Raw genomic sequence first — 22796 nt, forward strand, 5'->3', positions numbered from 1 at the left:
CCTTCCCTTATAGAAGGAGATTGCGTTTTTCAGTTTTGTTCAATTTATTCTTATAAATTATCGAAAAAGTATTGATTTATATTAGAACAATCCTATTTTTAATCCTCTATCTGCAACATATACAGGCTTTCCAGTTAGTTTTTCAATCTCATCTACAAACATTTTTTCATCACTGTTGTTGTCACTCAAATGCAGTAGAACTATTTCTTTAACCATACTCAAATCTGTAACTTTCAAAAATTCCTTGACATTTTCAAGGTTAAAGTGTGATGTCAGAAGTCTTTTGGCAACGGCAGGATGTACTAACCCTTTTTCTAAATTTGAATTTAGGATATCCATACTGTAATTACATTCAACCATAATATGTGTAAGTCCAGAAAATTTGTACCTGCAGTAATAACTGTCTGTTATGAAAAGCAACTTGCCCATTTCTTCATGCTGCACAAGAAATCCCAGTGGTTCCGCTGCGTCATGTTCAGCCTGAAATGGCATTACAGTGAAACTTCCTACAGTGAACTGCTTTTTGCTTTCAACAATGTGAATCCTATATCCAGATACCTTGCACGCATCAATTGTTCCTTTACTTGTATAAACATCTACACCATTATTCAAGACATCAGTTATCGCTTTTGAATGATCGAGATGTTCATGGGAAATCAGGCATCCACAAATATTTTCAATATTAAAGCTCATTCCTTTTATGATTTTTTTCCATGGCAATCCCGCTTCAATAATAAGGCTCCCGCTTTCTCCTTCAAGGAGAAAGCAGTTACCCTGGCTCCCTGAACCTAAAACTTTAAGCTCCAATTGCTTATCTCCTCCTCTATTATGTTAATAATCCTCAGGCAGAAGGATGGTTGTTGCACTCCTGTCCGCTTCTGTTATGATCCAGAATCTTATACCGGCAGAACTTCTATAAGCACTTAGTATTTTGTCTCCATTTCTCAGAGCTTCTTCATTTACCTCCTGATCCTCTTCAGACAAATCTCCCCAGTTTCCTTGTGCATGGCGTGTCAGACAGAATTCAATTTCTATTTTAGGAACTTTTTTTAATACAGCAGGTGTGACAACAATTTGTCCCAACTCGAATTTAGGTTTATACGTATTTAGAATCATTTTTATTTATCTCCCTTGCTTATTAATTTTTTAGCCATATGGCCAATATCAATCGTTACCCTATCGGGCGTTTACCAAATTATTTCTCACTTTTAATATGCGGTAAAAACGGAGTAAAAAAATTAGTTGGTCTGATTATTTATTTTTTTATTTGAAATAGAAAATACCGGCGCAGTTAAAATCCACACCGGTATTTCATAAACAAAAATAGAGACCACTATATAAATTGACCTCTATCACAATCCTTGCTCCTTGTTATTTAACTTTTTGATAAATTCTTCCCAATCCTCCTCTGTAGCAACTTTTCTAGCTTTTCTTAGTGCCGCTCTTACTTTTTTAGATGACATTATATAATCCGGAAGATCAGGTGCTATTTTATTTTTACCTTCTCCTGCCAAATCAAACATTGTATTTTTCTCATCCTCAGTTAATTTTAAGATTTTAACCATTTGTTTAAGTTTATCCATATCCGGTGGATATCTTCTGCCCTTCTCAATATCACTGAGATATGCAGGGGCAATTCCTATTTCAGAAGCTATTCCTCTCAATGTCATTCCAAGTGATTTCCTTTTATCCGTGATAAATTTTCCAAAACCCAACATATCATTCATTTTAATCTCCCTCATTCTTTTATAAATTTTTATCTATGAAATTTTTCATCTCCATGACATTCTTGAATTTTAATGAATGAGCAATAGCACTAGCAGTACCGGGCCTTAATGTATCGTTATCCTTATGATAATCGAACTTACAAGTACGGTATATTCCATCATTACCTATACCTCCATATATAAAACTACCTTTTTTAAGTGGTTTCATATTAAAATATAAAAGTAATTTTTTTATTTGTCCCATGTCAAATCGTATCGCCATAATTATAAACCTATCTCTTTCTTTAGTTTTTCTCTGTCACCATCACAACGAATTAATTTCAGCATATATACCTGTTTTTCTATACTTTCAACCTTATTGAATAAATCAATTTTTTCTATATAAATATCAATATATTCTAAGATACTATCTATTAAATTTTCCTTTGCAGCATCTAAAGTATTGCCCTCACCATACATGTCTATTTCATTTAATGCTATAGTATAGCCTCCAAGTTCTTCACCCGATTCCACAACAGGATTAAACTTTAGAAATCCCATTAAAAAATCAACATATAATGTTTTTATATGGCTTACTTCTTCATCCTCATTGGCATTTTTATTTATGCCTTTAAATGTAACAATTTCCAGGCCTTTTAATGCCGTGTTATTTAAATCACTATAATATCTTTTTGTATCTCTAATATTAAGCTTTCTTTTATTAAAAATTTCCATATTAAACCACCTTCTATAATAAATCTTTATATTTATTATAATGTATGTAGTTACTGTAATCAAGGTGATTACAGTTTTTATCTGAGAAGTGACAGCAATGAAGATTACTGCCACTATCAAATAATTAATGTTTTAGATTTTGCTATTAAAATCCCGGATCTTCCATTTCGGTCTGTCCTGGAATATCATCACTTTTTGAGGTGTCCCCATTTTTATCTCCGTCTGATTTTATATCCTTATTCCCAGAAGTATTAGACTTGCCTGTTTTTTCATTTTGTGAAGAACTATCCTCCTCAATATCAAGTTCCTGTGAATTGGCATTTTTAAGTTCCTCTTCAAAATTAACATCTATGGCATCTTTATTGTCAACATATTCAACATTATTTCCATTGATATGTTCTCCATCACGAAGAACACTGCCTTTTATTAGTGCCTGGTCTGTTTCCAGTGCAAGCTGCATATCTATGCTGAGCATCCCATATTTACTAAGTAAAAGTTTAAGCACGGTTTTGAGTGCCATGGTATCAAAATCAGTTGTCCACCTGCTACTTTTTACAATATAGTCTTTGTGGCTTTTGTAACTTTGGCTGTATTTCTTCGCATGTTTCTCCACCTGATCCACTGTCATAAAAAATGCTTTTTCAAAACCGTTTATCAGCCTAAAATACGATATATACCCGATAATTTTATTCTGCTTTGTATTCTTGTCATCAAGTTCAATCTCCCCGGTCAATCTGTTTACATGCTTTATATCTCCTTCATACACCACAATGGCATTTATTGTTTTATACTGCCCGGTCCTCTCTGCAAGTTGGATAAATCCTTTATACCCCATCTGAAATTGTGCTACCTTGCCTCTCTTCCTATCATTGTAAGGTACAATATATGCAAAACCCAGGTTGGGGTTTATAGGCAGATCCAATGTAGCAGCAACAAGAGCACTGCTTACAATACTGAATGGTTCAACATCTTCAAGGTTTTTATTACTGGCAATATCTATAATACTCGCCATGAATCCAAATGCTCTTTTCCCCAGAACATCCTGAAATCTTTTCTTGATGCTTTCATTTGCTATAATGTTTTTTACCGTTACATTTCCATGATTTTTTGATAATTTCTTATTTTCCATTTATATCAATCCTCTCTTCAAATTTAAAATTTTTATTATCACGCCAATATAATTGGCTTGCTATGCACAACTATCCAACCTGTCCAGTGTTTCTTCATTATTCCCTTTTTGAATTCTAAGAGTTTTATCTGCTTCACTTACAATCAGATTAATTATCTGTGCATCAGTACTTATAATTCTGGTGACAGATTCTTTATTGTCGATAAATACAGGTGCAGTAATCCTGTAATGTTTGCACAGAGTATTTATAATGTCTATCCCCGCATTTATCCTTGCAGCATTGTTAAGGCTTGTATTAAAAGGAACTCCGTTCACCAGAGGTTCGCAGTCTTCCTCTATACCACCGTTGACCTGCAGCTTGAAGAATCTGAATTCAACATATTTGAATTTTTCATTTATGCCTTTTTCCAGTAATCTGATCTTAGTTTTTATGAATTCATTGCATAAATCATCTCTCTTTTCGAGATTTGCGATTTGCTGGGCTATTGATTTTTCTTTATCAAGAAGCTCATCAATCCTTTTATTTACCTGCTTATTCATATCTTTATATCCCAATTCACGATTGATTTTTTCAAGTTCTACTTCGAGTGACTGCTTTTTTTCTTTTAATTCCTTTATCTGTGAGTCCTCTTTAACAGGCTTGGACAATTCAGCCTGGAGAGATCCTATCTGTTTTAATATTTCCTGATATTCTTTGTTACCGTTCATATCTACAGATGACTTGAAACTGTTGATCTGGTTCTGCAGTTCCACTTTTCTTTTGTTCAATAAATTTAATTTTTCACTGGTAGCTTTTAAGTCAGCATCTTTTTGAGATATGATTTTTTTATACTTCTTGAGTTCATTGGCTTTTGCCTGACCCCTGACAGTTATTTTTTTAAGGTTTTCAGCCCTTTCTTTCCTGAAATTTTCCTGCAACTCTTTTTGGTGCTTTGCAATATCACCATCTGAGAAGGGCCTTTTACAGAGCGGACAGATACGCACATTTTCAGGGAGTTCAAAAACCTTCTTGTTTTCCCTATGCCATTCACTTCTCAAGCTTTTAATCTCCACCTCCAGCTTTCCGGCCATTTTAAGGTTATTAGCCTTTTCAATCTCCAGTGATTTAATATTGAACTTAATTTCAGCTATCTGGCTGTTTATATCTCTCAGCTTTTCTGATATTTTGTTTTTGACACTTTGAGTTTTTTTCATTTCTCCATGTTCAATATCTTTGAGCTTTGATTTAAGGGCATACAGCTCATCCTTTTTTGCCAGTAGTTCGTCATTTATCTTAGATTTGTCAATAAGCTTTTCCTCCAGGCTTTTTATACCTGCAACTATTCCAGCCTTTCTAAAATCCAGACCGCTGAAGTCAATGTCATCCTTAAGCTCTCTTCTCTTTTCATCCACTCTAGGCGGAATTGATTCCTTTTCCTTGATTAATTTTTTGATTGTAGCATTTATGCTTTTCTTGATCTCCTCTATGCTCTTGTTTTTTAATAATTCTGCCAGAGGTTTCAAACTTTCTTTTGAATCAATTACATCCTCATCTGTAACTTCACCTATGATATCCATCAATATTTTTTTCCTATCCTGCCATTTGATATCTGTACTGAAATACACTGGATTGGTAATGAGTTTGAATATATCTTCCTGTATGATTTCACTTACAAATTTTTTGTATTCATTTTGTTTCTTGGGTACATTGTCAATACTATATGTTGTCTCATATCCCTTGAATTCCGAATCAACCTGGCCGCGCTTTTTAACCCATTTTTGTCTCAACACTTTTCCAAGCAAAATCTCCGTATCATTTACCCTGATGATTGCATCAACCTCAGTTTCAATCATTTTTACAACATTGTTGTTTTCATCCAAGGGCTGCACATCAAACCTGCTCTTGTCCTGGCTATCCTTGTCGAAAAGTAGCCACATGAAAGCATCGAATAGTGTAGTCTTGCCTGTGGCATTATCTCCATAGATATCAGTTACCTTTGAAAAATCCACAGTAAGATCTTTAATTCCCTTGAAATTTTTAAGAACCAGCTTTTCCAAAAATATTTTTTTACACATCTTTATCTTCACTTCCTATTTAAATTTTTATCTTGATTTAAATTGCTAGTCCAAATTTTGAACTAGCAATTTATATTTTCTATAGATCAGATATGGCAATCCACTATGCTTAAAGTCCACTCTGGATCTGCCGTATCTATAAACATTTCTTTAAAGCTTTTATTCCAATGTTTGTCCTCTTCATCTGATTCCGCTCCAAGACCAAACCATCCCATTTCGCCTTTTTCATGCCATTTCCCATCGGGGGTAATTACGGCATATGTGTTAAACGAGCTTTGTATTCTTGCATACTCTTCTTTGCTGGAATATTTGTCTACATAGTATTCTTTCTTGTAAATATCCCACTTTAAAAGCTCCTTCTCCTTTTCATTCCCTGGTGCATCACCATCGACTTTTAATTCCCAGAACCTGATAAACCTTTCATATTCTTTTCTATCTACTGAAAAATCTATGTCTTTTATTTTTGCTGAATCTACTCTATTCTCAGGAATTATTTCTTCTTTATTGGTCCAACTTCTTGTTCCATAATTCCCTGATGTAGCAAGTGGCTTTAACCTTAGCAGTCCGGACCACCTACCGCCTATTTGATACCAGTCCCACTTTGCATTGGGATTTTCCCAGTATCCATACCTATTTTTATCTGAGTCTTTAGAAAATCCGCAATATTCTTCCATATATTTGTCAAACGACGGATATATTTCTGTGAATTTGGTTTTAACTTTTTTGTATCCATCTTTAGGTATTCCATTTTTCTTAAACCTTTCATCCCATGGATATAATAATTTTCCGTCGGGACATTTTACCATGTCGATTTCTTCGTTCTTGTAACTGTCAAGTTCCCTGTCTTCGACATCTATAAACTCTAAATATTCTTCCGGACAATCACCCATATTGTTTTCCTGGTATGGTGCAAGTAACTCCTCTACTGTCTTTCCTCCTTCTTCTGTAAATACTGCAACTGTAAAATGACTCATAATACATTCCACCTTTCCTTTTTTCTTTATTTTTTTATATATAAAAAACTGCCTTAAAGACAGTTTTCGACATCCACATTTAGGCTATACAGCCGATACTAAATGTTACCCACATGAGCATTAACCAATTTCCTTATATACTTAATATGTGGTAAATTGAGATGAAAAGTATGCCCAGTCCGATTATTTATATTTTTTTATTTAGACATAAAAAAATACCGATGCAGCTAAAATCTACACCGGTATTTTATAAATAAAATTATCATCGGATTACCAACATTAAAGTAACATAAAAAATAAATTATCATCAGATTACCCATATTAATAGTATATCTATAAATACTGATATCTAATACATAGATATAGTTGTGTGGGTAATCTAACGATAATTTTGCATAATCTGATGATAAAATAAATGAATTTAGAAAACAGAAAATAAATTAATCGCAATAACTTATTTCTTACTTTTAATGTGTGGTAAAAATTGGGCAAAAATTATTCAGTTTAAATATTTAATATTTTCTATTTAACATTTTAGCAATTAACCTACAAACCTAACATTCTAACAATCTAACAATTCATTTAAATCTTTAAGTATTATTATCCTACCTCTTTGCAATTTTATATATCCACTTTTCTCAATACTTTTTAACTTCCTGCTAACAACTTCTCTAGCGGAATCAACCTCAAAAGCCAATTGTCCATGCGTTGCATAAATTATCTTGCTATTCTTACTGAGAAGTAACCTAATAAGCCTTGATTCTAAGGATTCATGAATTATTCTTTCTTTATTTTCTATAACAGCATTAAATTTATTATATAGATCTTTATACATACATAATAAAAATTCTTTATCTTGGATAAAATACTTTTGAACTATTTTAACTGGAATTACACATATTTCAGAATCCTGAATAGCCCTACCTATTATTTTTAAGGATCCCAGGTTTAACAAACAGCTTAAAGTTTCATGACAAAACTCTCCCTCCTTTAATTTTTTGTATTTTTATTGTACCTTTCGCGACAAATAATACTCCAAGACATGTTCCTAATGCTAATTTTATATACTCATTAAAACAAATTGTTTCAAAAACTGCCTTTCTTTCTATTATTTCACCATTATCCATATTAATCTTTTTGAACACTGGATATGCTTCATATAAATGTTTTATATTGTCCAATTTACTACTTAATTTTTTTCATAATTAATCATTTTCCCCTCCACAATTTTATTATATACAAATCTCCGACAAACATATTTTCAATTGGTGGCATATATAAAACAATTATAATCACCTTGATTCAATTGTCCTATTTCTTATGAATCCTATTATAAATTATTTGTCTTAATATTTAAGTGACTTAATCACCTTCTCATTTATTTTTCATAATTTACACATATGTTAGTTACCACAATAAAATTTCACTTGAATATATTTCATATAGTTTCTTGTTTAATTAAATATCCATAATTAAAATCTAAATTATTTATCAAAAAATCATTTTAACATTATTTTTTTAAACCCTCCAAAATTATTTGCCATCTGTGAATACACTTCTTTCCCAAGAAGAAATCTGTAGATTTCGTCAGCCTTTTCTATGGGATCAACATCTTTAAATTTTTCAGGATAGAGAACTTTTCCAAGATAATAGGCATCTGCCATAGCAGTTTCAATATTCGTAGTATAAAAATTATAGGGCATCTGTGAATATACCTCACCGTTTTTAACTGCGGAAAGATTATTATAATAGTCGGGATTTTTCTTATAATCTTCTTGAACCACCTGAAGTCCCCCTTCATCTATAAATATTTTATCCGGATTCCATTTAAGGAGTTTTTCCTTATCTATCATAACCGTACCGTCCTTTCCTGTTTCATCCACTACATTTTTCCCATTTACAGCCTTAAGCAGAGAATAATTGCCCTAAGTACTTTCAATGCCATGGGTACCCTTCATGCCCAGAGCTCCCACATATACACTTGGCTTTTCACTTTCAGGGATATCTTTAGTCCTCCTGTCCAGATCATCTTTACAGTTTTTCATATAATCAACTACTTTTTGCGCCCTGCTCTCATTGTCAACAACTTTCCCAATAATCTGCAGTGAAATATACATATCAGCATCAAAGGTGGATTGTTTACCATAACTCAGAACCACAACAGGTATATTGGTTTTGGACTGCAGCTCGTCTGCCGAAGACTTATCTGAAGCATATGTATCAAAAATAACATCCGGTTTTACTGAAAGTATTTTTTCGGCATCTGGCGAATTATTAGGCCCTCCCTGACCTATAGTTGTAAGCTTTGCAATACCGGGATTCACCATCATATATGGCTTTCCCACAACACTTCCTTTTTCAGTCTGCTCCACACCTGCCAAATTCTTTGAACCATTTATATAACAATAAAGCCTCAATGCTCCTGGTCCAATAGCTACAACTCTATTGATTTTTTTATTTAATGTAATCTTTCTCCCCAGCAAATCAGTCACAGCTAATTTTTTAGTTTTAGAATCTAAAGTTTCATCATATTTAGGTGAACAGCCGCTAATCAAAAAAGAAAAAACACATACTCCCATAAGTAACAGGCTTAGAAACTTTTTATGCACAACTTTTTCCCCCTCACATATTTAACATATCTTCCAAATATATAATTTACAGCGGTACAACTACAGGAATATTCCTATAGTTTTCCACAGCCACCGGAACAGAATAAACGCTTTCAATATTCTCTGGAGTCATTATTCCCCTTCCTCCTGCAGCGAAAATTGTCCCGTCTTTCAGCAGAACAAATTTATCTGCAAATCTCATGGCAAGGTTTAAATCATGAACTATCATTACAGCAGCAATCCCCTGGAATCTGACTATTTTATGAATGATTCTTATTACCTCAAGCTGATTTTTTAAATCCAGGTTACTTGTGGGCTCGTCTAAAAGAAGTACCTCAGGTTTCTGGGCAATAGCCCTTGCAATGACAACTTTCTGCAGTTCTCCGCCGCTTAATTCATCTAAAAATCTTAGAGAATAATCCCCAAGTTCCAGGACTTCAATAGCCTTATTGGCTATTAAAATGTCTTCTTTTGAAGCATTCCATTTAATGTAGGGTTTTCTTCCCAAAAGCACCGAATCAAAAACAGTAGTCCGTATACTTGACTGCTGTTGCGAAACATAACCTACTTTCCGGGCAAGCTCTATGGAATTGAGCTTAAAGATTTCATTGTTTTCAATTAATACAGTGCCGCATTGTGCTTTTAATATACGATCTATGCACTTGAGAAGGGTGGATTTTCCTGCTCCATTTGTACCCAGGAGTGCGGCACATTCTCCTTTCTCCACTGAAAAATTAATGTCTTTGAGAACAGATCTGCCTGGATATCTAAATGCAAGCCCCCTTACAGATAAAATCATTTTTTTCCATACCCCCTCATAAGCAGATATAAAAACATAGGTGCTCCCATAAAAGATGTAATAGCTCCAACAGGAAGAATTATAGGTGAAACTATGCTCCTTGCAAAGGTATCAGAAACAAGAAGTAAAAGTGAACCCATAAAGGCAGATGCAGGAATCAAGAAACGATGGTCACCTCCAATAACCCTTCTCATTATCTGAGGTCCAATAAGCCCTATAAATCCTATAATACCCAGAAATGAAACTGATGCCGCGGTGATCAGAGAAGAAACAAACATCCCCCCAAATCGTATTCTCTCCACGCTTACCCCCAGACTTTTTGCAGCTTCCTCCCCACTGTCCATAGCATTATAATCCCAACGCCTGACAATAAAATAAACTATTGATGCCCCTATAAGAACTGCCATTATAATCACTTCTCTCCAAGAAGCACGTCCAAGATCGCCGAATGTCCAGAATACAACAGCTGCCACCTGAACGTCCTGGGCAAAATACTGAATAAGTGTAATACCTGCAGAAAAAAGTGAGCCTATAGCTATTCCAGCAAGTAATATAGCCTCCGGAGAAAGAGATCTGAACCTTGCAATCATCAAAATAATAACAGCAGCTATGATGGAAAAGGAAAACGCACAAATAGTAACTGTATATGGATTGTCTATAAGCACTGCATCAGCACCGGTGCTCTTAACACTCCCTGCTCCAAATACTATAATAGCAACATTTGCACCAAAAGCTGCAGCATTTGATATTCCCAAAGTTGACGGTGATGCAAGAGGATTTCTCAAATTACTCTGCATCACACATCCCGCAACAGATAGTCCTGCGCCTGCTATGACAGCAGCCAGAACTCTAGGAAGCCGTATATTCCAAATTACAAGATTGGATAATCCGTCTCCCCTCTGAAAAATGCCCATTAAGACCTGATAGGGCCTAATATTCGATGAACCAGCACATATTGAAAACAGAGAAAAAACTATAATGATCAGCAAAATAAATGCAATTATAATTTTTTTCCTTATTGTATACTTTTCATAATTTATGTATATCTCATCTTTCAATTTCATCAATTCCTTTATTTAAATAATTCATCATTATTTTTTCCAGCAAAGCCACGCCACCTTGGAAGTTACCTTTTCTTCCACCATTCCGTTTACTGACATGGCTTCTATATACTCTTTAATGGAGACCTTATCTTTTTTCGTCAAAGATTTTTTCCTCTCAAAATAAAGCAAATATTTTTTATAGCACTTACCTGCAGGCCGGCTCTCAGTCCAGTCTGAATCCACATAACTTATTTTTGGATAATATCCCATATTCCACAGTATATTAAAAGCGCTGTATATCTTATTTTTATAAAATCCATCATCATGACACCCTAAAATCACTTCCGAAAGTCCACTTTTTAAGCTGTCCTTTTTCTCTACAAATCCACTTAAAAAATATAAGTTTGTCCCACAATCCATCATTTTTATAAGATCTTTATAACTATCTATAGCTGGTGTCATAGAAGCAAAAACCATATCAAATTTTTTCCTCCAGCCAAATTCATCTAAATTCAATTCTGACCACGCTTTTTTTACGAAACTCACATTATTATATTTTGTTCCTGAATTTTCTTCGGCATACTTTAACATGCTTTCAGAAATATCTACAGCGGTAACACTTCTGGATATTTCTGAAAATCTTTTGGAATAAAAACCCGTACCGCACCCTATATCCAGCACAGTGTTAAATTTTTTATTCTTACCTGCTTCAATAAATTCTAATATGGAAAAAAACTCTTCATTTTCTTTTTCCTCCATATCTTTCTCATTGAACTCATCAGCCCTTTCATCCCAAAATTTTTCTTCCATATTATATGATTTTTTTGAATCACTCCATAAATCAGAAAAATTTTCTATATCCATCTTCTTACCATCCCCGTGTATATCCTTCAAAACAATCCAGGCAAAGTTTTTTCCCATTACATATTCTGATTTTATGTTCCGGAGCACCTTCCCCGCATTTTTCACAAATAACCGTATTAAACAGCCTTGCAGTTTTTGGAGCTTTAAACTTTGGTTTTTTAATATCAAATATCTCTTCTACCGGTGACTCAAGAATATACTTCTCTTTTCCCTCTCTGCTCATCTCACCCTTGAGCTGCTTTAAAACCACTCTTACACTATCTCCGTTTTCCCTGTTGAAAAACGAAAAGGCCATTTTGCCAGTACTCCTGTAAACTAAATTGCCTTTTCCCAAAGTACACCCTGTTATAACTTGTACTGCATCAACACCGCAGGCATCATTTTCAGTGACACATACTATCTCTTCATCAGATGAAAATTTCAAATTCATTTTCTCCATTGCCGCTTCACAAGCTTTAAATCCTATGGCAAGTCCCGGGCAATGATGTCCGTGGAACTTTATACATTCATTCCACAATTCTCTATTCATGGACAACCTCTCCTTTCTCTCATATATATATTATATACAAGCAATTTTTAAACCAAAATGTATAATCAGGTTCAAGAGAAAACATTAAAGATTTAATTTATCATAATGATAAAAAATTAGTTTCATAACGATAATCGGTTATCATTATGAAACTAATTACGAATTATTTAACAGTTAAATGTTTACTCAACGGCTTAACGTGAATATTACTCCTGCATTCCGTTTCCGTCCAATTGATATTCTCGGCAATAAAAGCTTCCGGATTCAACGTGACACCTTCAAGCATGAACTCCTTAAATTTCTCATATCCTGCTCTATCTATCAGATGACCACCATGAATATAAACAGGCTTTCCACCAAGTACCCATTCCGAAAACCTAGGCCAATTTGCCATTATTGCTAGTACACTTTCTTCAGTCAGCCAATTTGCAAACATTCTTCCCATCCTGGGATACTGTTTTCCTGTTCTACCGCCGAGAATTATTTTATAAAAATCTTTGTCCGGCCTGCGCCATGCGCCTGTCGGACATGCAATAACACATTCACCACATCCTACACAGCAACATGTATCCTTGTCTATTTTACCTTTATCATTAAGTGACAATACCCTGGTTGCCGCTTTCTCACACTTCCTCATACATGCCCCGCAGCCAATACATCGGTCTATGTCATAAATAGGTTTTGTACATCCAATTATACCAAAATCCTGAAAGTGCCCTTTTGCGCAGTCATTAGGACATCCCGATACTGAGATCTTAATATGATAAGGATTGGGATAAATTATTTTCTCCAGCTCATGTGCCAATTTCTGCGTGTTTACATTTGCCTTGATACAATGAACCTCTCCAATACAGGCCATTATATTTCTGGGAGCAATATAAGGGTAACCGCTGTCGGTTTTCATATCCACATCGCACATCTTCTGCTCTATGCTTTTCAAATATGGCTGTATATATTCATTTACCGCAGGGATATCTACTGCCTTTATTCCCGGGGCATTTAAAGTCTGCCTTACTCCCAGATGAAAAGAACCATTTCCCCATTTTTTACACACATATTTTATAACATCAAGCCACTTTGCATCTATAACAGCACCTGGAACTCTAAGCTGAAGCATAAATTCACCAGGTACTTTAGATTGCCTGAAGCAATTATTTCTCAATTTATTTATATTACAATCTTCCAAATCAAACCCCTCCTAATCCACTAGTTTTTTTGCTCTTTTATAGTTGAACACAGGTCCATCCAGACATACATATGTCTCATCTATTCTGCAATGCCCGCATTTTCCAATTGCACAGGACATTTTTCTCTCAAAAGACATCCATACTTTATCTTCGGGTACACTATTTGCAATCAATTCTTTACCTACAAATTTCATCATTACAGGAGGACCTACTACAAGGCATTCATAATTTCCTTCAAAAGATTCAAACGGAATATTCTTTATAAAGTTTGTTACCATTCCAACCTGCCAGTCTTCGTATGTCTCACTGTCAAGAGTATAAACAACATGAAAATGTCTCGCCTCTTTCCATTTCTCAAGCTCATCTTTAAATAGAACACTATTTGAATTCTTGAACCCAAGAATCAGATAAATTTCTTTTGCATAGTCACTTCTATCAAATAGCTCGTCTATAAGACTCTTTACTGGTGAAACTCCAGTACCACCTGCAATAATTACAACATTCTTGTCTTTAAGTTTTTCAAAAGGCCACCCATTTCCATAGCATCCCCTGAGAAAGATCTGATCTCCTTCCTTCATAGAAAATAGATTGTCTGTAACCTTTCCAACTTTTCTTATAGTAAAATCTGCATATCCTTCTCCAAACCCGCTTAAAGATATAGGCGCCTCACCTACTTTCGGAATAGAAAGCTGCATGAACTGGCCATGTTTTACGGGAATATTGTTTTCTATGCGAAAAGTCCACTCGAGCTGCGTTTCTGGAATTATCCTCAATATTTTATGAGGCTCCGGCCTAACTGGATTGTTAAACATTTTCATTTCCTCCCTGTTTTTTTATTTCTTCTACAGCATCACATAACTTGTTTAATGTAGCAGGATAGCTTATAAGTTCAGGACACCTTGCAGAACACCTGCCACAGCCCACACACATAGGACCATCATTGAACCTTGCATTGTATCCGTAAACTTTGTGGAGAATTTTGTACCTGTATCTTTCGGAAATCTTTTTTCTAAAGGAATTTCCACCTGCAACTTCATCAAAGTTTTCAAGCATACATGAAGAACAGGTTCTCCTCCTCTCTCCTACATTTGCATTTTGTGTATATACTATATCTGTAGTTTCAAAACAGGTACATGTACTGCATGCCACAGTACAGGAACCGCAGCCAATACATCTGTCTTCAAATTCATCCCACATTGGATGATTTTTTATTTTGTTTACCATATCCAAATTTTCTATTACAGAAAACTTTACTTTAAGTTTATTTTCTACAGGAAATTTAATCTCATAATCGGATAATTTGTAGTTTTGAAAATACTTTCTAAATTCTTCATCTTTTACTTCCACGTTATTTATATCTCCACCAAAAGACACCGCGATGGAATACATATCAGTTCTGTTCGTACCTGTGCTGCAGCAAAAACATCCATCGAACTCATCGGCACATTCCATCAATGCAAACTTGATTTTGTCTCTTACTCTTTTATAAAAATAATCTTCTGTATCACCATTTTTCAGATAAATCCGATCCTGAATTTTTATTGAATTTATGTCACATGCCCTGCCAAACAATAAAATATCTTTTTTTTCTTTCATTTTACTTTCCCTATATTCATCCTCAGTAAAATAAAACAAGGTTTGTGTTATCGGAGTAAGAACCTCCTTCATAGAGTAAGTGGAGCGTTCATTGTATTCTATCTCTTCGTATTTATGCACTGGCTTGTATAAAATTGAATCCTGTTTTGCATATCTTCCTCCCCCTTGAATTCGCACTGGAGCATAGATAACATATTTCTGTTCCAATTTAGCAAATAATTCATCCACATCTTCAGCTTTAAGCTGATATGTCTTGGAAACCTTCATTCTAATTACACCCTTTCCAAAATTTTTATTTTCACAATTTAATTTTTCAGCTAAATCATTTGATAAATATTACAAAACAGGTATTGGCCAATTCCCTATATAAAAATTATATTCCTTGATATTTCTTTTGTAAAATGCTAAACTTATTATAATTTCATAGCTTTTCATCTATGTATTTTTATATAAGAGGAGGATATTTATGACAATACGGGATTTGGAAATTTTTATTGCCGTAGCAGAAAAAGGAAAAATAGGAGCCGCAGCAAAAAAACTTTATATATCTCAACCTACTGTCAGCCACGCTATCTCCCAAATTGAGGAGGAATATCACGTAAAATTGTTTGAAAGACTTTCCAGAAAATTATATATTACAGATGTAGGAAAGGAATTCTTAAATTACGCAAGACATATTCTTGCAAATTTTCGTGAAATGGAACATTATCTGCATCATGCCTCTGAACAGATATGTATTCATGTAGGAGCTTCACTTACCGTAGGAAGTTTTTTCCTGGGTAATATCATTTCCAAATTTGAAGAAAGAAATCCTAAAATTCGTATACGTGTATATGTAGACAACTCTAAGGACATCATACAGAAAATTATTGATGGAACTCTAGACATAGCCGTAATAGAAGGGTTTGTAAATTCAAAGGATATTATATCTGATGAAGTTTATCAAGATGAGATGGTACTTATCTGCGGTAAAAATCATCCCTTTGCTTCAAAGAAATCAATTCATCTATCTGACTTAAAAGATAAGGACTGTGTACTGCGTGAGGAAGGATCCGGTACCAGAGATTTTCTTATCAATCTAACAGAAGGCAGGGGCATACCCATCATAAAAAAATGGGTATGCCACAGTTCTGACTCCATAATCAACGTAGTGGCAGCTGGGCAGGGCGTCTCAATCTGTCCAAAAGTCTGCTGATTCATCAAAATAATGTAGTACAAATTCCCATTGAAGATTTTTCACTTTACAGGAGCTTTAAAATAATTTATCACAAAGATAAATACATTTCCTCTGCTCTTAAAAAATTAATTGCAGCAATAGAAAAATTGTTTAATTCTGCTTATAAAATATAAATTTAATATACCAGCTGTATACGTAATGGATTATTAAAATAAATATAATTATAACTTATCGTCTTTTCTACCTAATTTACACCATTTTCTGCAGAGATTAGCTTTTTTATTACAAATAACCTCATCAGATCCGCAGGAAGGGCAACTATATTTGTCTTCTTCTTTTTTTATTTCATATACGTTGCCACAATTAAAACATTTAAATTTGCAGAATACAGGCCTGTAGTTTCCTCCACTTATTCTTATTGAATTTCCCTGTGTCAGAGCAATAGCTGTTTTTTCTCTTGCACTATCTATTATATTTTGAAAAGTTTGCCTGGATACGTGCATTCTTTCAGCACATTCTTCCTGATTTAATTTTTCAATATCTTTCAATCTCATTGCTTCAAGTTCCTCAACTTTTATTACTATATCTTTTATTTCGCATTTTTTTCTACCTACTGGTACAAAGTAAGTATACTCCGGCAACTTCTCTACACTTCTATATTTGACTGGTCTTGGCATTTTTCTCCTCCCTGCATTTGCTGCATATTCCGNCGCATTTTTTTCTACCTACTGGTACAAAGTAAGTATACTCCGGCAACTTCTCTACACTTCTATATTTGACTGGTCTTGGCATTTTTCTCCTCCCTGCATTTGCTGCATATTCCGGATAAAACAATATTTACGTCTTCTATATCAATATTTTTAGCTTTTTCTATGTAATTGTTCAGTTTGATAAGTTCTAAATTAATATTACTATCATCTATATCTATTATATCATTGCAATGAATACATTTAAAATGAATATGAAGAGGTTTTCTGCTGTATATTTTTAATTCATAATAACTTATTCCATTTATATTTATTTCTTTAGTTATACCTAAGCGTGTAAATATCTTTAATGTTCTATAAACAGTTGCAAGACCTATCTTATTATGACTTTTTATTCTATCATAAATCTCTTTGATATTTTGGTGAGTATTTGATTCAATTAAAACTTCAAGTACAATTTTCTTTTGACTGGTAAACTTGTAATTTTTCTTATTCAACAATTCTTTAATTAACAAAAATTCATCCTTCATATTCAAATACTCACCTCACAAATTGAATTTAATTACTCATTGCAATTTCCTTCATATTGGTGCTCTTTACATACACTTCCAGTAGACTTCAATTCTCCATTTATATATTTCTGTACTACATCATCACATAGGCCCTGCGCACCTGTAACAACTTTTATTTCACTGTCTCTAAATAATTGAACTGCAGTCTCTCCCATTCCTCCTGATATTATTACATTTGCACCCTTTTCTTTTAAAAACATCGGTAAAAATCCTGGCTTATGCCCCGGATTCTCCACAAAGTTCTTTTTTAAAGATTTGTCTTCCCCTATTTCATAAATCATAAATCCACTGCAATGTCCAAAATGTCCACTTACTTGTTTTCCATCACTTGCTACTGCAATTTTCACTTTTATTCCTCCCTGTATTTATTTTTAATAAAATTTATATATTAATTTATTTAATATATTCCCTTAAAATATCATAGGCATATTCTATTATTTCATCACAAGATATACCTTTTTTCTTTAACTCTGAACACTCAAATGTTCCATATTTTTCTTTTACTTTATTTATTACTTCCTTAGTGATCTTTCTTGTTTCATTTGATTCCTTACTGGTTTTTCTTCCTCTTATTGAGCCTAAAGCCATCAATGCTCCGGTAACAGCTCCACAAGTACTTCCAACTGTCATACCTGAGCCAAAAGGACTAGCTACAGAAACTGGAATATTTGTTTCTTTTTCCTCATTTATGGCTTTTACAATAGATTCTGCACAATTATACCCTTCTTTATGAAGTTCCAATACTCTTTTCATTTTTACATCCTCCATGTGCTATAAAGAATACTAAATTTTAAAACATTAAAAGTTTACTTTTCAATAAATGAGCCTTTCTATACTATTCCACATTTTTTTAATTGAATCTCCTGCTTTACTATTCTCATAATATATGATAGGTTTTAACTCATTTATGGATTTCATAACAATATCATCATAAGGAATTCTTCCAACTAAAAACAACTTTTCCTTTTTAATAAAATTTTCTATTTCTTTACTCAGATCTTCATTGATATCATATTTATTTATACAAACCATAGTAAATATCCTAAAATACTTGCACAAAGACACCACTCTCATGAAATCTTCAAATCCAGATATTGTTGGTTCAGTAACAATTAAAACTGCATCACTTCCCGTTATAGAAGAAATAACTGAACATCCTATGCCTGGTGAGCCATCTATTATAGTCAGTTTATCATTTTTATTAAATTTTTTTCCGTTTCTTCGTAAGTATGTTATAAGTTTTCCTGAATTATCACCTCCAATGTCCATTTCCGCTCTTGAAATAATGTCATTGCCAATCCCTGTAATAAAAGTATCAGCTGATTTTTCATTATGTAATTTTATAGCATTTTGGGGACATATAAGGTTACATGCTCCACAACCTTCACAGACAAATGGATCTATTTTATAATTTTCTATGGCATCAAATCTACAAATAGCTTCACATTTACCACATTTGATACAGAGTGATTCATCTATTACAGCTTTTCTAGCTCCCATAAACTCCTTCTTTTCAATATCTTTTCCTTGATAGAAAAGGTATAAATTAGGGGCATCTACGTCGCAATCTATTCTTATTACATCTTGAGCAAGTTCTGACAGTGCTATTGCAATCGTAGTTTTACCTGTTCCACCTTTACCGCTCAAAACTACTAATTCCACTTTAGCGCCTCCCTCACTCTCACCGATAATTTATCGAATACATTTTTATAATTTAAATTCTTGTTTAAAACTCCTCCCTCTGAATATATTTTTGCTATCTCCCTACTATATGGAATACTTCCTATAATCTCAATTCTTTCATCACTACAATAATTTCTAATTAAGTTTTCTCTTCCATCATCTTTATTTATCACTATTCCAAAAGGTATATTGAACATTCTTACGAGCTTCACAACAATTTTCAAATCATGCAGGCCAAATTGCGTAGGCTCTGTAACAAGTATTGCAGCATCTGCATATTTTAAAGAGTTTACCACATTACAAGATGTACCTGGGGGACAATCTATTAAGTTAGTTTCTTCTGAAAGATTTTGTAACAATTCTTTTATTACCGGCACAGCCATAGGTTCACCTATATTTAAAATTCCTCTGCTACAACTCATTTCATCAGCCTTACCTTTTTCAATTTTACCTATTTCTCTCTTCTTATAGCTTAATGCATCATATGTACACACAATTTCACAGGCACCACAACTATGACACAATTTCTGAAAAAGCATTATCTCGTCCTTAACTTTAGCAAGAGCATTAAACTGACAAACCTTTACACACTCACCGCAGGAATTACAATCAGTATCATCTATAAAAGGATACTCTACCATAACACTTTTAGCTTCTTCTACTTCCGGCTTTAAGAATATAAACCCATTGGGTTCCTCCACGTCACAATCAATATAATTTGCTCCTAGTACAAGTGCAAGGTTTATAGAAACTGTAGTTTTTCCTGTTCCGCCTTTGCCGCTTAACACTGCTATATTCAACTCATCTTCCCCCTCTAAATCCATGACCTGTACCATTACGTGACGGTTTCACTAATTCCAAAAGTTCATCTTTATTAAACTTTTCTAAAGCAGAACTTATAGAAACGTCCCTACATTTATAAATTTTAATTCCCGCTTTTTCAACAATTTCATAAGCATTTGGTCCAAGACTTCCTGTAATTATGAGATTTACCTTTTCATCAACTAATTGCTGTGCAGCTGCAACTCCCGCTCCACTACCAGACAATTTACCTTTATTATCTATAACTTTAACTTCATCATTTTCACCATCATAAATCTGAAAATACTCACATCTTCCGAATCTTATATCAAGCAAAGAATCAGCAGTTTTACTTTTTGCCGAAACCGCAATTTTCATTAGCTATTCCTCCTCCATGTTTTTAATTATATTTTCAGCTATTGGACTGAATATTGAATCCATACTATTATCTGTATTTCTATCCTGGTAAGATAATAGATTACATATACTATCTACCACAGGCAATTCACCAAGAAGCTTCAAATTCGTTTTTCCCAAAAACTCACGAGTATTTTCTCCGTTGAAAATTTTGATTTTTTTATTACAGTCCGGGCACTTTACATAACTCATATTTTCAATAATGCCCAAAATGTTAATACCCATTTTATTTACCATATTTATAGCTTTTGAGACTATCATAGATACTAAATCTTGAGGTACTGATACCATTATTATTCCATTAATAGGTATTGACTGCATTGCAGTAATAGCTACGTCTCCCGTTCCAGGAGGCATGTCAATTACCAAATAATCAAGTTCTCCCCACAGCACATCGGTCCAAAACTGTTTAACCGTATTGCCTATTATAGGCCCTCTCCAAATCACCGGTTCTTCCTCATTTTCTATCAGTAGGTTAAGTGATATAACTTTTATACCTTCTTCCGTGGTTACCGGCACAATATTTTCTCCTACAGCTTCTGCCCTTTTATTTTTTAAATTCAGTAATCTCGGAACACTCGGTCCTGTAATATCAGCATCAAGTATACCTACCTTAAAACCTTTTTTATTAAGCTCCTTTGCCAATAATACCGAAATTGTAGATTTACCTACCCCTCCCTTTCCACTCATTACACCTACTATTTTTTTTACATTGTTCATAGGATTGTTTTCAATCATACAACTTTCTTTGTCCTTTTCACATCCGTCATTTGATGGACATGAATCACAATCTGACATACAATCATCTCCATTTTTATATTGGCATTGGCCAATTTCATATTACTCCTATTTGTAGTTATTGTCAAATGCCAATTAAGAATGTTATAATAATTATTAACAGAACCTATAAGGTTTAAAAATGTAACGGAGTGAAAACCACAATGAATAATTTCGATAAAATGAATACTTTAGAACTTGAAAAAAAACTTCAAGAACTTAAAGAATCTCTTGAAGAAGTTAAAGAAGAGAGAAAATTTGTATTAAACCAAACCGGCATTCACCTTCCCGGTGTTACTGTACAAAAATATGAAGCTGAAATAAAAGAAATAAAACAAAATATCAACACATTAAAAGCCTTATTGCAAAGGAATAAGAAAAACATCTAAATTTATTTCATTTTATAAAAAAATTTTTAAAAAAGAATACAAATTATTGTTACTCCATGAATTTTTTTTGAAAGTCTAGCACCTAACTGTGCTCCAAACAATACACCAATTGATAACGCGCCAGGTTGAAGTGCTCCATCTGCTATATGTACTACAGTTACGGATAGTAACATTACTGTCAAAACAAAATGTGATGTGGCAGTTGCAATATGGACAGGATAATTTAGTATGTTAATAAGAAGCACCGGAACATGTATTATTCCTCCTCCTATTCCTAAAAAACTAGATATAAAACCCACAAAAACACTTACAATAATTCCGACAATAGGATTATATGAAAATGTATGTTCTACTCTTTCAATATTTACTACCGTCCTTGTAACATATCCTTTTTTAACTACTATATTTTTTTCTATTGTTTCCTTTTTTGTCCTTATTATCAAAAATACTGACACAATAACTAGGGCATGTCTGAAAACAATATAGAAATTATCCTACTTAGACAAAATAAAGATAGCAGCAACATAAATAAAAGCGAGAAAAGAAGAAGCAAGTTTGTCATATCGAGTTGAAATTCTTCTAAAATGCTTGATTTTATTAAAGAAACATTCTACTAAATGGCGTTCTTTATACAACCACCAGTCACAATCCCATGGATTCCTTGCATTGGATTTTGGTGGAATGGTATATGAGGCCTCTTTTGAAGTAATATATTTTCTAATTTCATTTATACCATATGCCTTGTCAGCTAAAATATTGCTGCCTTTTATATCAATATTGGAAAGAACGTCTACAGCTTGTGTACTGTCATGTAAATTACCAGATGATAATTGAAAATATACTGGATTGCCAAGGCCGTCAACAATGGTATGAATTTTTGTAGTATGTCCACCACGGCTTAATCCAATATGCTGTTTTGTTTCACTGTTTATAGCCCCTTTTTAGCACCAGCACTATGCTGGTGAGCTTTTATACAAGTAGAGTCAATACTGAGATCCTCATAATCTGCATGTTAATTTATTTTTTAAAAATGACCTGTTTTTATGC

General features: G+C 33.6%; 27 protein-coding genes and 2 pseudogenes. 2 read left to right on the top strand and 27 right to left on the bottom strand.

What is annotated here, in order from left to right; translation table 11 throughout:
• Window positions 1-81 precede the first annotated feature (81 nt).
• From ACFHWD_RS18890 to asrA, 17 genes and pseudogenes are all read right to left on the bottom strand, one after another.
• Window positions 82-807 carry an MBL fold metallo-hydrolase gene (locus tag ACFHWD_RS18890; protein WP_179977710.1) on the bottom strand — a complete coding sequence of 242 codons (726 nt, stop codon included), beginning with the start codon at window positions 805-807 and terminating at the stop codon, window positions 82-84.
• 24 nt (window positions 808-831) lie between these two features.
• Window positions 832-1116, bottom strand: coding sequence for a hypothetical protein (locus tag ACFHWD_RS18895; RefSeq protein WP_207708018.1), 285 nt, complete (start codon window positions 1114-1116; stop codon window positions 832-834).
• Window positions 1117-1352: 236 nt separating this feature from the next.
• Window positions 1353-1727, bottom strand: a complete 375-nt coding sequence (locus tag ACFHWD_RS18900; RefSeq protein ID WP_179977711.1) for a helix-turn-helix transcriptional regulator — start codon at window positions 1725-1727, stop codon at window positions 1353-1355.
• A gap of 19 nt (window positions 1728-1746) precedes the next feature.
• Window positions 1747-1989: a hypothetical protein gene (locus ACFHWD_RS18905; protein ID WP_150358274.1), complete on the bottom strand. Its 243-nt coding sequence runs from the start codon at window positions 1987-1989 to the stop codon at window positions 1747-1749.
• A gap of 2 nt (window positions 1990-1991) precedes the next feature.
• Complete coding sequence (locus ACFHWD_RS18910) at window positions 1992-2441, bottom strand: hypothetical protein (RefSeq protein WP_150358275.1); 450 nt, start codon at window positions 2439-2441, stop codon at window positions 1992-1994.
• A 145-nt stretch (window positions 2442-2586) separates the two neighbouring features.
• The gene (locus ACFHWD_RS18915; RefSeq protein ID WP_179977712.1) at window positions 2587-3570 is read right to left on the bottom strand and encodes a recombinase RecT; all 984 of its coding nucleotides are present in this window, start codon (window positions 3568-3570) and stop codon (window positions 2587-2589) included.
• 60 nt (window positions 3571-3630) lie between these two features.
• On the bottom strand, window positions 3631-5625 hold the full coding sequence (locus ACFHWD_RS18920; protein WP_229981449.1) for an AAA family ATPase: 1995 nt from the start codon (window positions 5623-5625) through the stop codon (window positions 3631-3633).
• Window positions 5626-5711: 86 nt separating this feature from the next.
• Window positions 5712-6599: a hypothetical protein gene (locus ACFHWD_RS18925; RefSeq protein WP_229981450.1), complete on the bottom strand. Its 888-nt coding sequence runs from the start codon at window positions 6597-6599 to the stop codon at window positions 5712-5714.
• A 562-nt stretch (window positions 6600-7161) separates the two neighbouring features.
• Window positions 7162-7780, bottom strand: a pseudogene (locus ACFHWD_RS18930) (Crp/Fnr family transcriptional regulator).
• Between the two features lie 318 nt (window positions 7781-8098).
• Window positions 8099-9178 (bottom strand): annotated as a pseudogene (locus ACFHWD_RS18935) (iron ABC transporter substrate-binding protein).
• A gap of 76 nt (window positions 9179-9254) precedes the next feature.
• Entirely contained in the window at window positions 9255-10007 is a 753-nt protein-coding gene (locus ACFHWD_RS18940) for an ABC transporter ATP-binding protein (RefSeq protein ID WP_229981452.1), read from the bottom strand.
• Complete coding sequence (locus tag ACFHWD_RS18945; RefSeq protein WP_229981453.1) at window positions 10004-11071, bottom strand: iron ABC transporter permease; 1068 nt, start codon at window positions 11069-11071, stop codon at window positions 10004-10006. Before ACFHWD_RS18945 ends, ACFHWD_RS18940 begins: the two co-directional genes overlap by 4 nt.
• A 27-nt stretch (window positions 11072-11098) precedes the next feature.
• The gene (locus ACFHWD_RS18950; protein WP_229981454.1) at window positions 11099-11914 is read right to left on the bottom strand and encodes a class I SAM-dependent methyltransferase; all 816 of its coding nucleotides are present in this window, start codon (window positions 11912-11914) and stop codon (window positions 11099-11101) included.
• A 4-nt stretch (window positions 11915-11918) separates the two neighbouring features.
• Window positions 11919-12443, bottom strand: coding sequence for an FmdE family protein (locus ACFHWD_RS18955; protein WP_229981455.1), 525 nt, complete (start codon window positions 12441-12443; stop codon window positions 11919-11921).
• A 163-nt stretch (window positions 12444-12606) separates the two neighbouring features.
• Window positions 12607-13629 carry a sulfite reductase subunit C gene (gene asrC, locus ACFHWD_RS18960; protein ID WP_229981456.1) on the bottom strand — a complete coding sequence of 341 codons (1023 nt, stop codon included), beginning with the start codon at window positions 13627-13629 and terminating at the stop codon, window positions 12607-12609.
• 12 nt (window positions 13630-13641) lie between these two features.
• Complete coding sequence (asrB, locus tag ACFHWD_RS18965) at window positions 13642-14442, bottom strand: anaerobic sulfite reductase subunit AsrB (protein WP_229981457.1); 801 nt, start codon at window positions 14440-14442, stop codon at window positions 13642-13644.
• A complete protein-coding gene (gene asrA / locus ACFHWD_RS18970) occupies window positions 14435-15493 on the bottom strand; it encodes an anaerobic sulfite reductase subunit AsrA (protein ID WP_229981458.1) in 1059 nt (352 codons plus the stop codon). The genes asrB and asrA overlap by 8 nt, the downstream gene beginning before the upstream one ends.
• 199 nt (window positions 15494-15692) lie before the next feature.
• Between asrA and ACFHWD_RS18975 the strand changes: the two genes are divergently transcribed.
• Window positions 15693-16421 carry a LysR family transcriptional regulator gene (locus ACFHWD_RS18975; RefSeq protein ID WP_229981459.1) on the top strand — a complete coding sequence of 243 codons (729 nt, stop codon included), beginning with the start codon at window positions 15693-15695 and terminating at the stop codon, window positions 16419-16421.
• A gap of 203 nt (window positions 16422-16624) precedes the next feature.
• Here the strand turns inward: ACFHWD_RS18975 and ACFHWD_RS18980 are convergent, their stop codons facing one another.
• The 8 genes from ACFHWD_RS18980 to ACFHWD_RS19015 form a co-directional block, all read right to left on the bottom strand.
• Window positions 16625-17080, bottom strand: a complete 456-nt coding sequence (locus ACFHWD_RS18980; RefSeq protein ID WP_229981460.1) for a DUF134 domain-containing protein — start codon at window positions 17078-17080, stop codon at window positions 16625-16627.
• Between the two features lie 92 nt (window positions 17081-17172).
• A complete protein-coding gene (locus ACFHWD_RS18985; RefSeq protein WP_229981461.1) occupies window positions 17173-17640 on the bottom strand; it encodes a Fur family transcriptional regulator in 468 nt (155 codons plus the stop codon).
• A gap of 32 nt (window positions 17641-17672) precedes the next feature.
• The gene (locus ACFHWD_RS18990) at window positions 17673-18029 is read right to left on the bottom strand and encodes a NifB/NifX family molybdenum-iron cluster-binding protein (protein WP_229981462.1); all 357 of its coding nucleotides are present in this window, start codon (window positions 18027-18029) and stop codon (window positions 17673-17675) included.
• Between the two features lie 46 nt (window positions 18030-18075).
• A complete protein-coding gene (locus ACFHWD_RS18995; protein ID WP_229981463.1) occupies window positions 18076-18435 on the bottom strand; it encodes a C-GCAxxG-C-C family (seleno)protein in 360 nt (119 codons plus the stop codon).
• A 60-nt stretch (window positions 18436-18495) separates the two neighbouring features.
• On the bottom strand, window positions 18496-19344 hold the full coding sequence (locus tag ACFHWD_RS19000) for an ATP-binding protein (protein WP_229981464.1): 849 nt from the start codon (window positions 19342-19344) through the stop codon (window positions 18496-18498).
• The gene (locus ACFHWD_RS19005) at window positions 19335-20165 is read right to left on the bottom strand and encodes an ATP-binding protein (protein WP_229981465.1); all 831 of its coding nucleotides are present in this window, start codon (window positions 20163-20165) and stop codon (window positions 19335-19337) included. Before ACFHWD_RS19005 ends, ACFHWD_RS19000 begins: the two co-directional genes overlap by 10 nt.
• Before the next feature lies 1 nt (window position 20166).
• Window positions 20167-20544, bottom strand: a complete 378-nt coding sequence (locus ACFHWD_RS19010) for a NifB/NifX family molybdenum-iron cluster-binding protein (RefSeq protein ID WP_229981466.1) — start codon at window positions 20542-20544, stop codon at window positions 20167-20169.
• Window positions 20545-20547: 3 nt separating this feature from the next.
• Entirely contained in the window at window positions 20548-21381 is an 834-nt protein-coding gene (locus ACFHWD_RS19015) for an Mrp/NBP35 family ATP-binding protein (RefSeq protein WP_229981467.1), read from the bottom strand.
• A gap of 143 nt (window positions 21382-21524) precedes the next feature.
• On the opposite strand from ACFHWD_RS19015, the gene ACFHWD_RS19020 reads away from it, so the two are divergent.
• Complete coding sequence (locus ACFHWD_RS19020; RefSeq protein ID WP_229981468.1) at window positions 21525-21749, top strand: hypothetical protein; 225 nt, start codon at window positions 21525-21527, stop codon at window positions 21747-21749.
• A gap of 26 nt (window positions 21750-21775) precedes the next feature.
• Here ACFHWD_RS19020 and ACFHWD_RS19025 read toward each other — a convergent pair whose 3' ends face one another.
• Entirely contained in the window at window positions 21776-22231 is a 456-nt protein-coding gene (locus tag ACFHWD_RS19025; protein ID WP_326839078.1) for a sulfite exporter TauE/SafE family protein, read from the bottom strand.
• Between the two features lie 12 nt (window positions 22232-22243).
• Entirely contained in the window at window positions 22244-22681 is a 438-nt protein-coding gene (locus tag ACFHWD_RS19030; RefSeq protein WP_378062862.1) for an IS5 family transposase, read from the bottom strand.
• Window positions 22682-22796 lie beyond the last annotated feature (115 nt).

This window comes from Clostridium sp. MT-14, from assembly GCF_042436595.1.
GTDB classification, from domain to species: domain Bacteria; phylum Bacillota; class Clostridia; order Clostridiales; family Clostridiaceae; genus Clostridium_B; species Clostridium_B aromativorans.

Bases quoted from the DNA above. Each gene is read 5' to 3' on its own strand.
- ACFHWD_RS18895 (WP_207708018.1), bottom strand. From the start codon at position 1,116: ATGATTCTAAATACGTATAAACCTAAATTCGAGTTGGGACAAATTGTT.
- ACFHWD_RS18900 (WP_179977711.1), bottom strand. From the start codon at position 1,727: ATGAATGATATGTTGGGTTTTGGAAAATTTATCACGGATAAAAGGAAA.
- ACFHWD_RS18905 (WP_150358274.1), bottom strand. From the start codon at position 1,989: ATGGCGATACGATTTGACATGGGACAAATAAAAAAATTACTTTTATAT.
- ACFHWD_RS18910 (WP_150358275.1), bottom strand. From the start codon at position 2,441: ATGGAAATTTTTAATAAAAGAAAGCTTAATATTAGAGATACAAAAAGA.
- ACFHWD_RS18915 (WP_179977712.1), bottom strand. From the start codon at position 3,570: ATGGAAAATAAGAAATTATCAAAAAATCATGGAAATGTAACGGTAAAA.
- ACFHWD_RS18920 (WP_229981449.1), bottom strand. From the start codon at position 5,625: ATGTGTAAAAAAATATTTTTGGAAAAGCTGGTTCTTAAAAATTTCAAG.
- ACFHWD_RS18925 (WP_229981450.1), bottom strand. From the start codon at position 6,599: ATGAGTCATTTTACAGTTGCAGTATTTACAGAAGAAGGAGGAAAGACA.
- ACFHWD_RS18940 (WP_229981452.1), bottom strand. From the start codon at position 10,007: ATGATTTTATCTGTAAGGGGGCTTGCATTTAGATATCCAGGCAGATCT.
- ACFHWD_RS18945 (WP_229981453.1), bottom strand. From the start codon at position 11,071: ATGAAATTGAAAGATGAGATATACATAAATTATGAAAAGTATACAATA.
- ACFHWD_RS18950 (WP_229981454.1), bottom strand. From the start codon at position 11,914: ATGGATATAGAAAATTTTTCTGATTTATGGAGTGATTCAAAAAAATCA.
- ACFHWD_RS18955 (WP_229981455.1), bottom strand. From the start codon at position 12,443: ATGAATAGAGAATTGTGGAATGAATGTATAAAGTTCCACGGACATCAT.
- asrB (WP_229981457.1), bottom strand. From the start codon at position 14,442: ATGTTTAACAATCCAGTTAGGCCGGAGCCTCATAAAATATTGAGGATA.
- asrA (WP_229981458.1), bottom strand. From the start codon at position 15,493: ATGAAGGTTTCCAAGACATATCAGCTTAAAGCTGAAGATGTGGATGAA.
- ACFHWD_RS18975 (WP_229981459.1), top strand. From the start codon at position 15,693: ATGACAATACGGGATTTGGAAATTTTTATTGCCGTAGCAGAAAAAGGA.
- ACFHWD_RS18980 (WP_229981460.1), bottom strand. From the start codon at position 17,080: ATGCCAAGACCAGTCAAATATAGAAGTGTAGAGAAGTTGCCGGAGTAT.
- ACFHWD_RS18985 (WP_229981461.1), bottom strand. From the start codon at position 17,640: ATGAAGGATGAATTTTTGTTAATTAAAGAATTGTTGAATAAGAAAAAT.
- ACFHWD_RS18995 (WP_229981463.1), bottom strand. From the start codon at position 18,435: ATGAAAAGAGTATTGGAACTTCATAAAGAAGGGTATAATTGTGCAGAA.
- ACFHWD_RS19010 (WP_229981466.1), bottom strand. From the start codon at position 20,544: ATGAAAATTGCGGTTTCGGCAAAAAGTAAAACTGCTGATTCTTTGCTT.
- ACFHWD_RS19015 (WP_229981467.1), bottom strand. From the start codon at position 21,381: ATGTCAGATTGTGATTCATGTCCATCAAATGACGGATGTGAAAAGGAC.
- ACFHWD_RS19020 (WP_229981468.1), top strand. From the start codon at position 21,525: ATGAATAATTTCGATAAAATGAATACTTTAGAACTTGAAAAAAAACTT.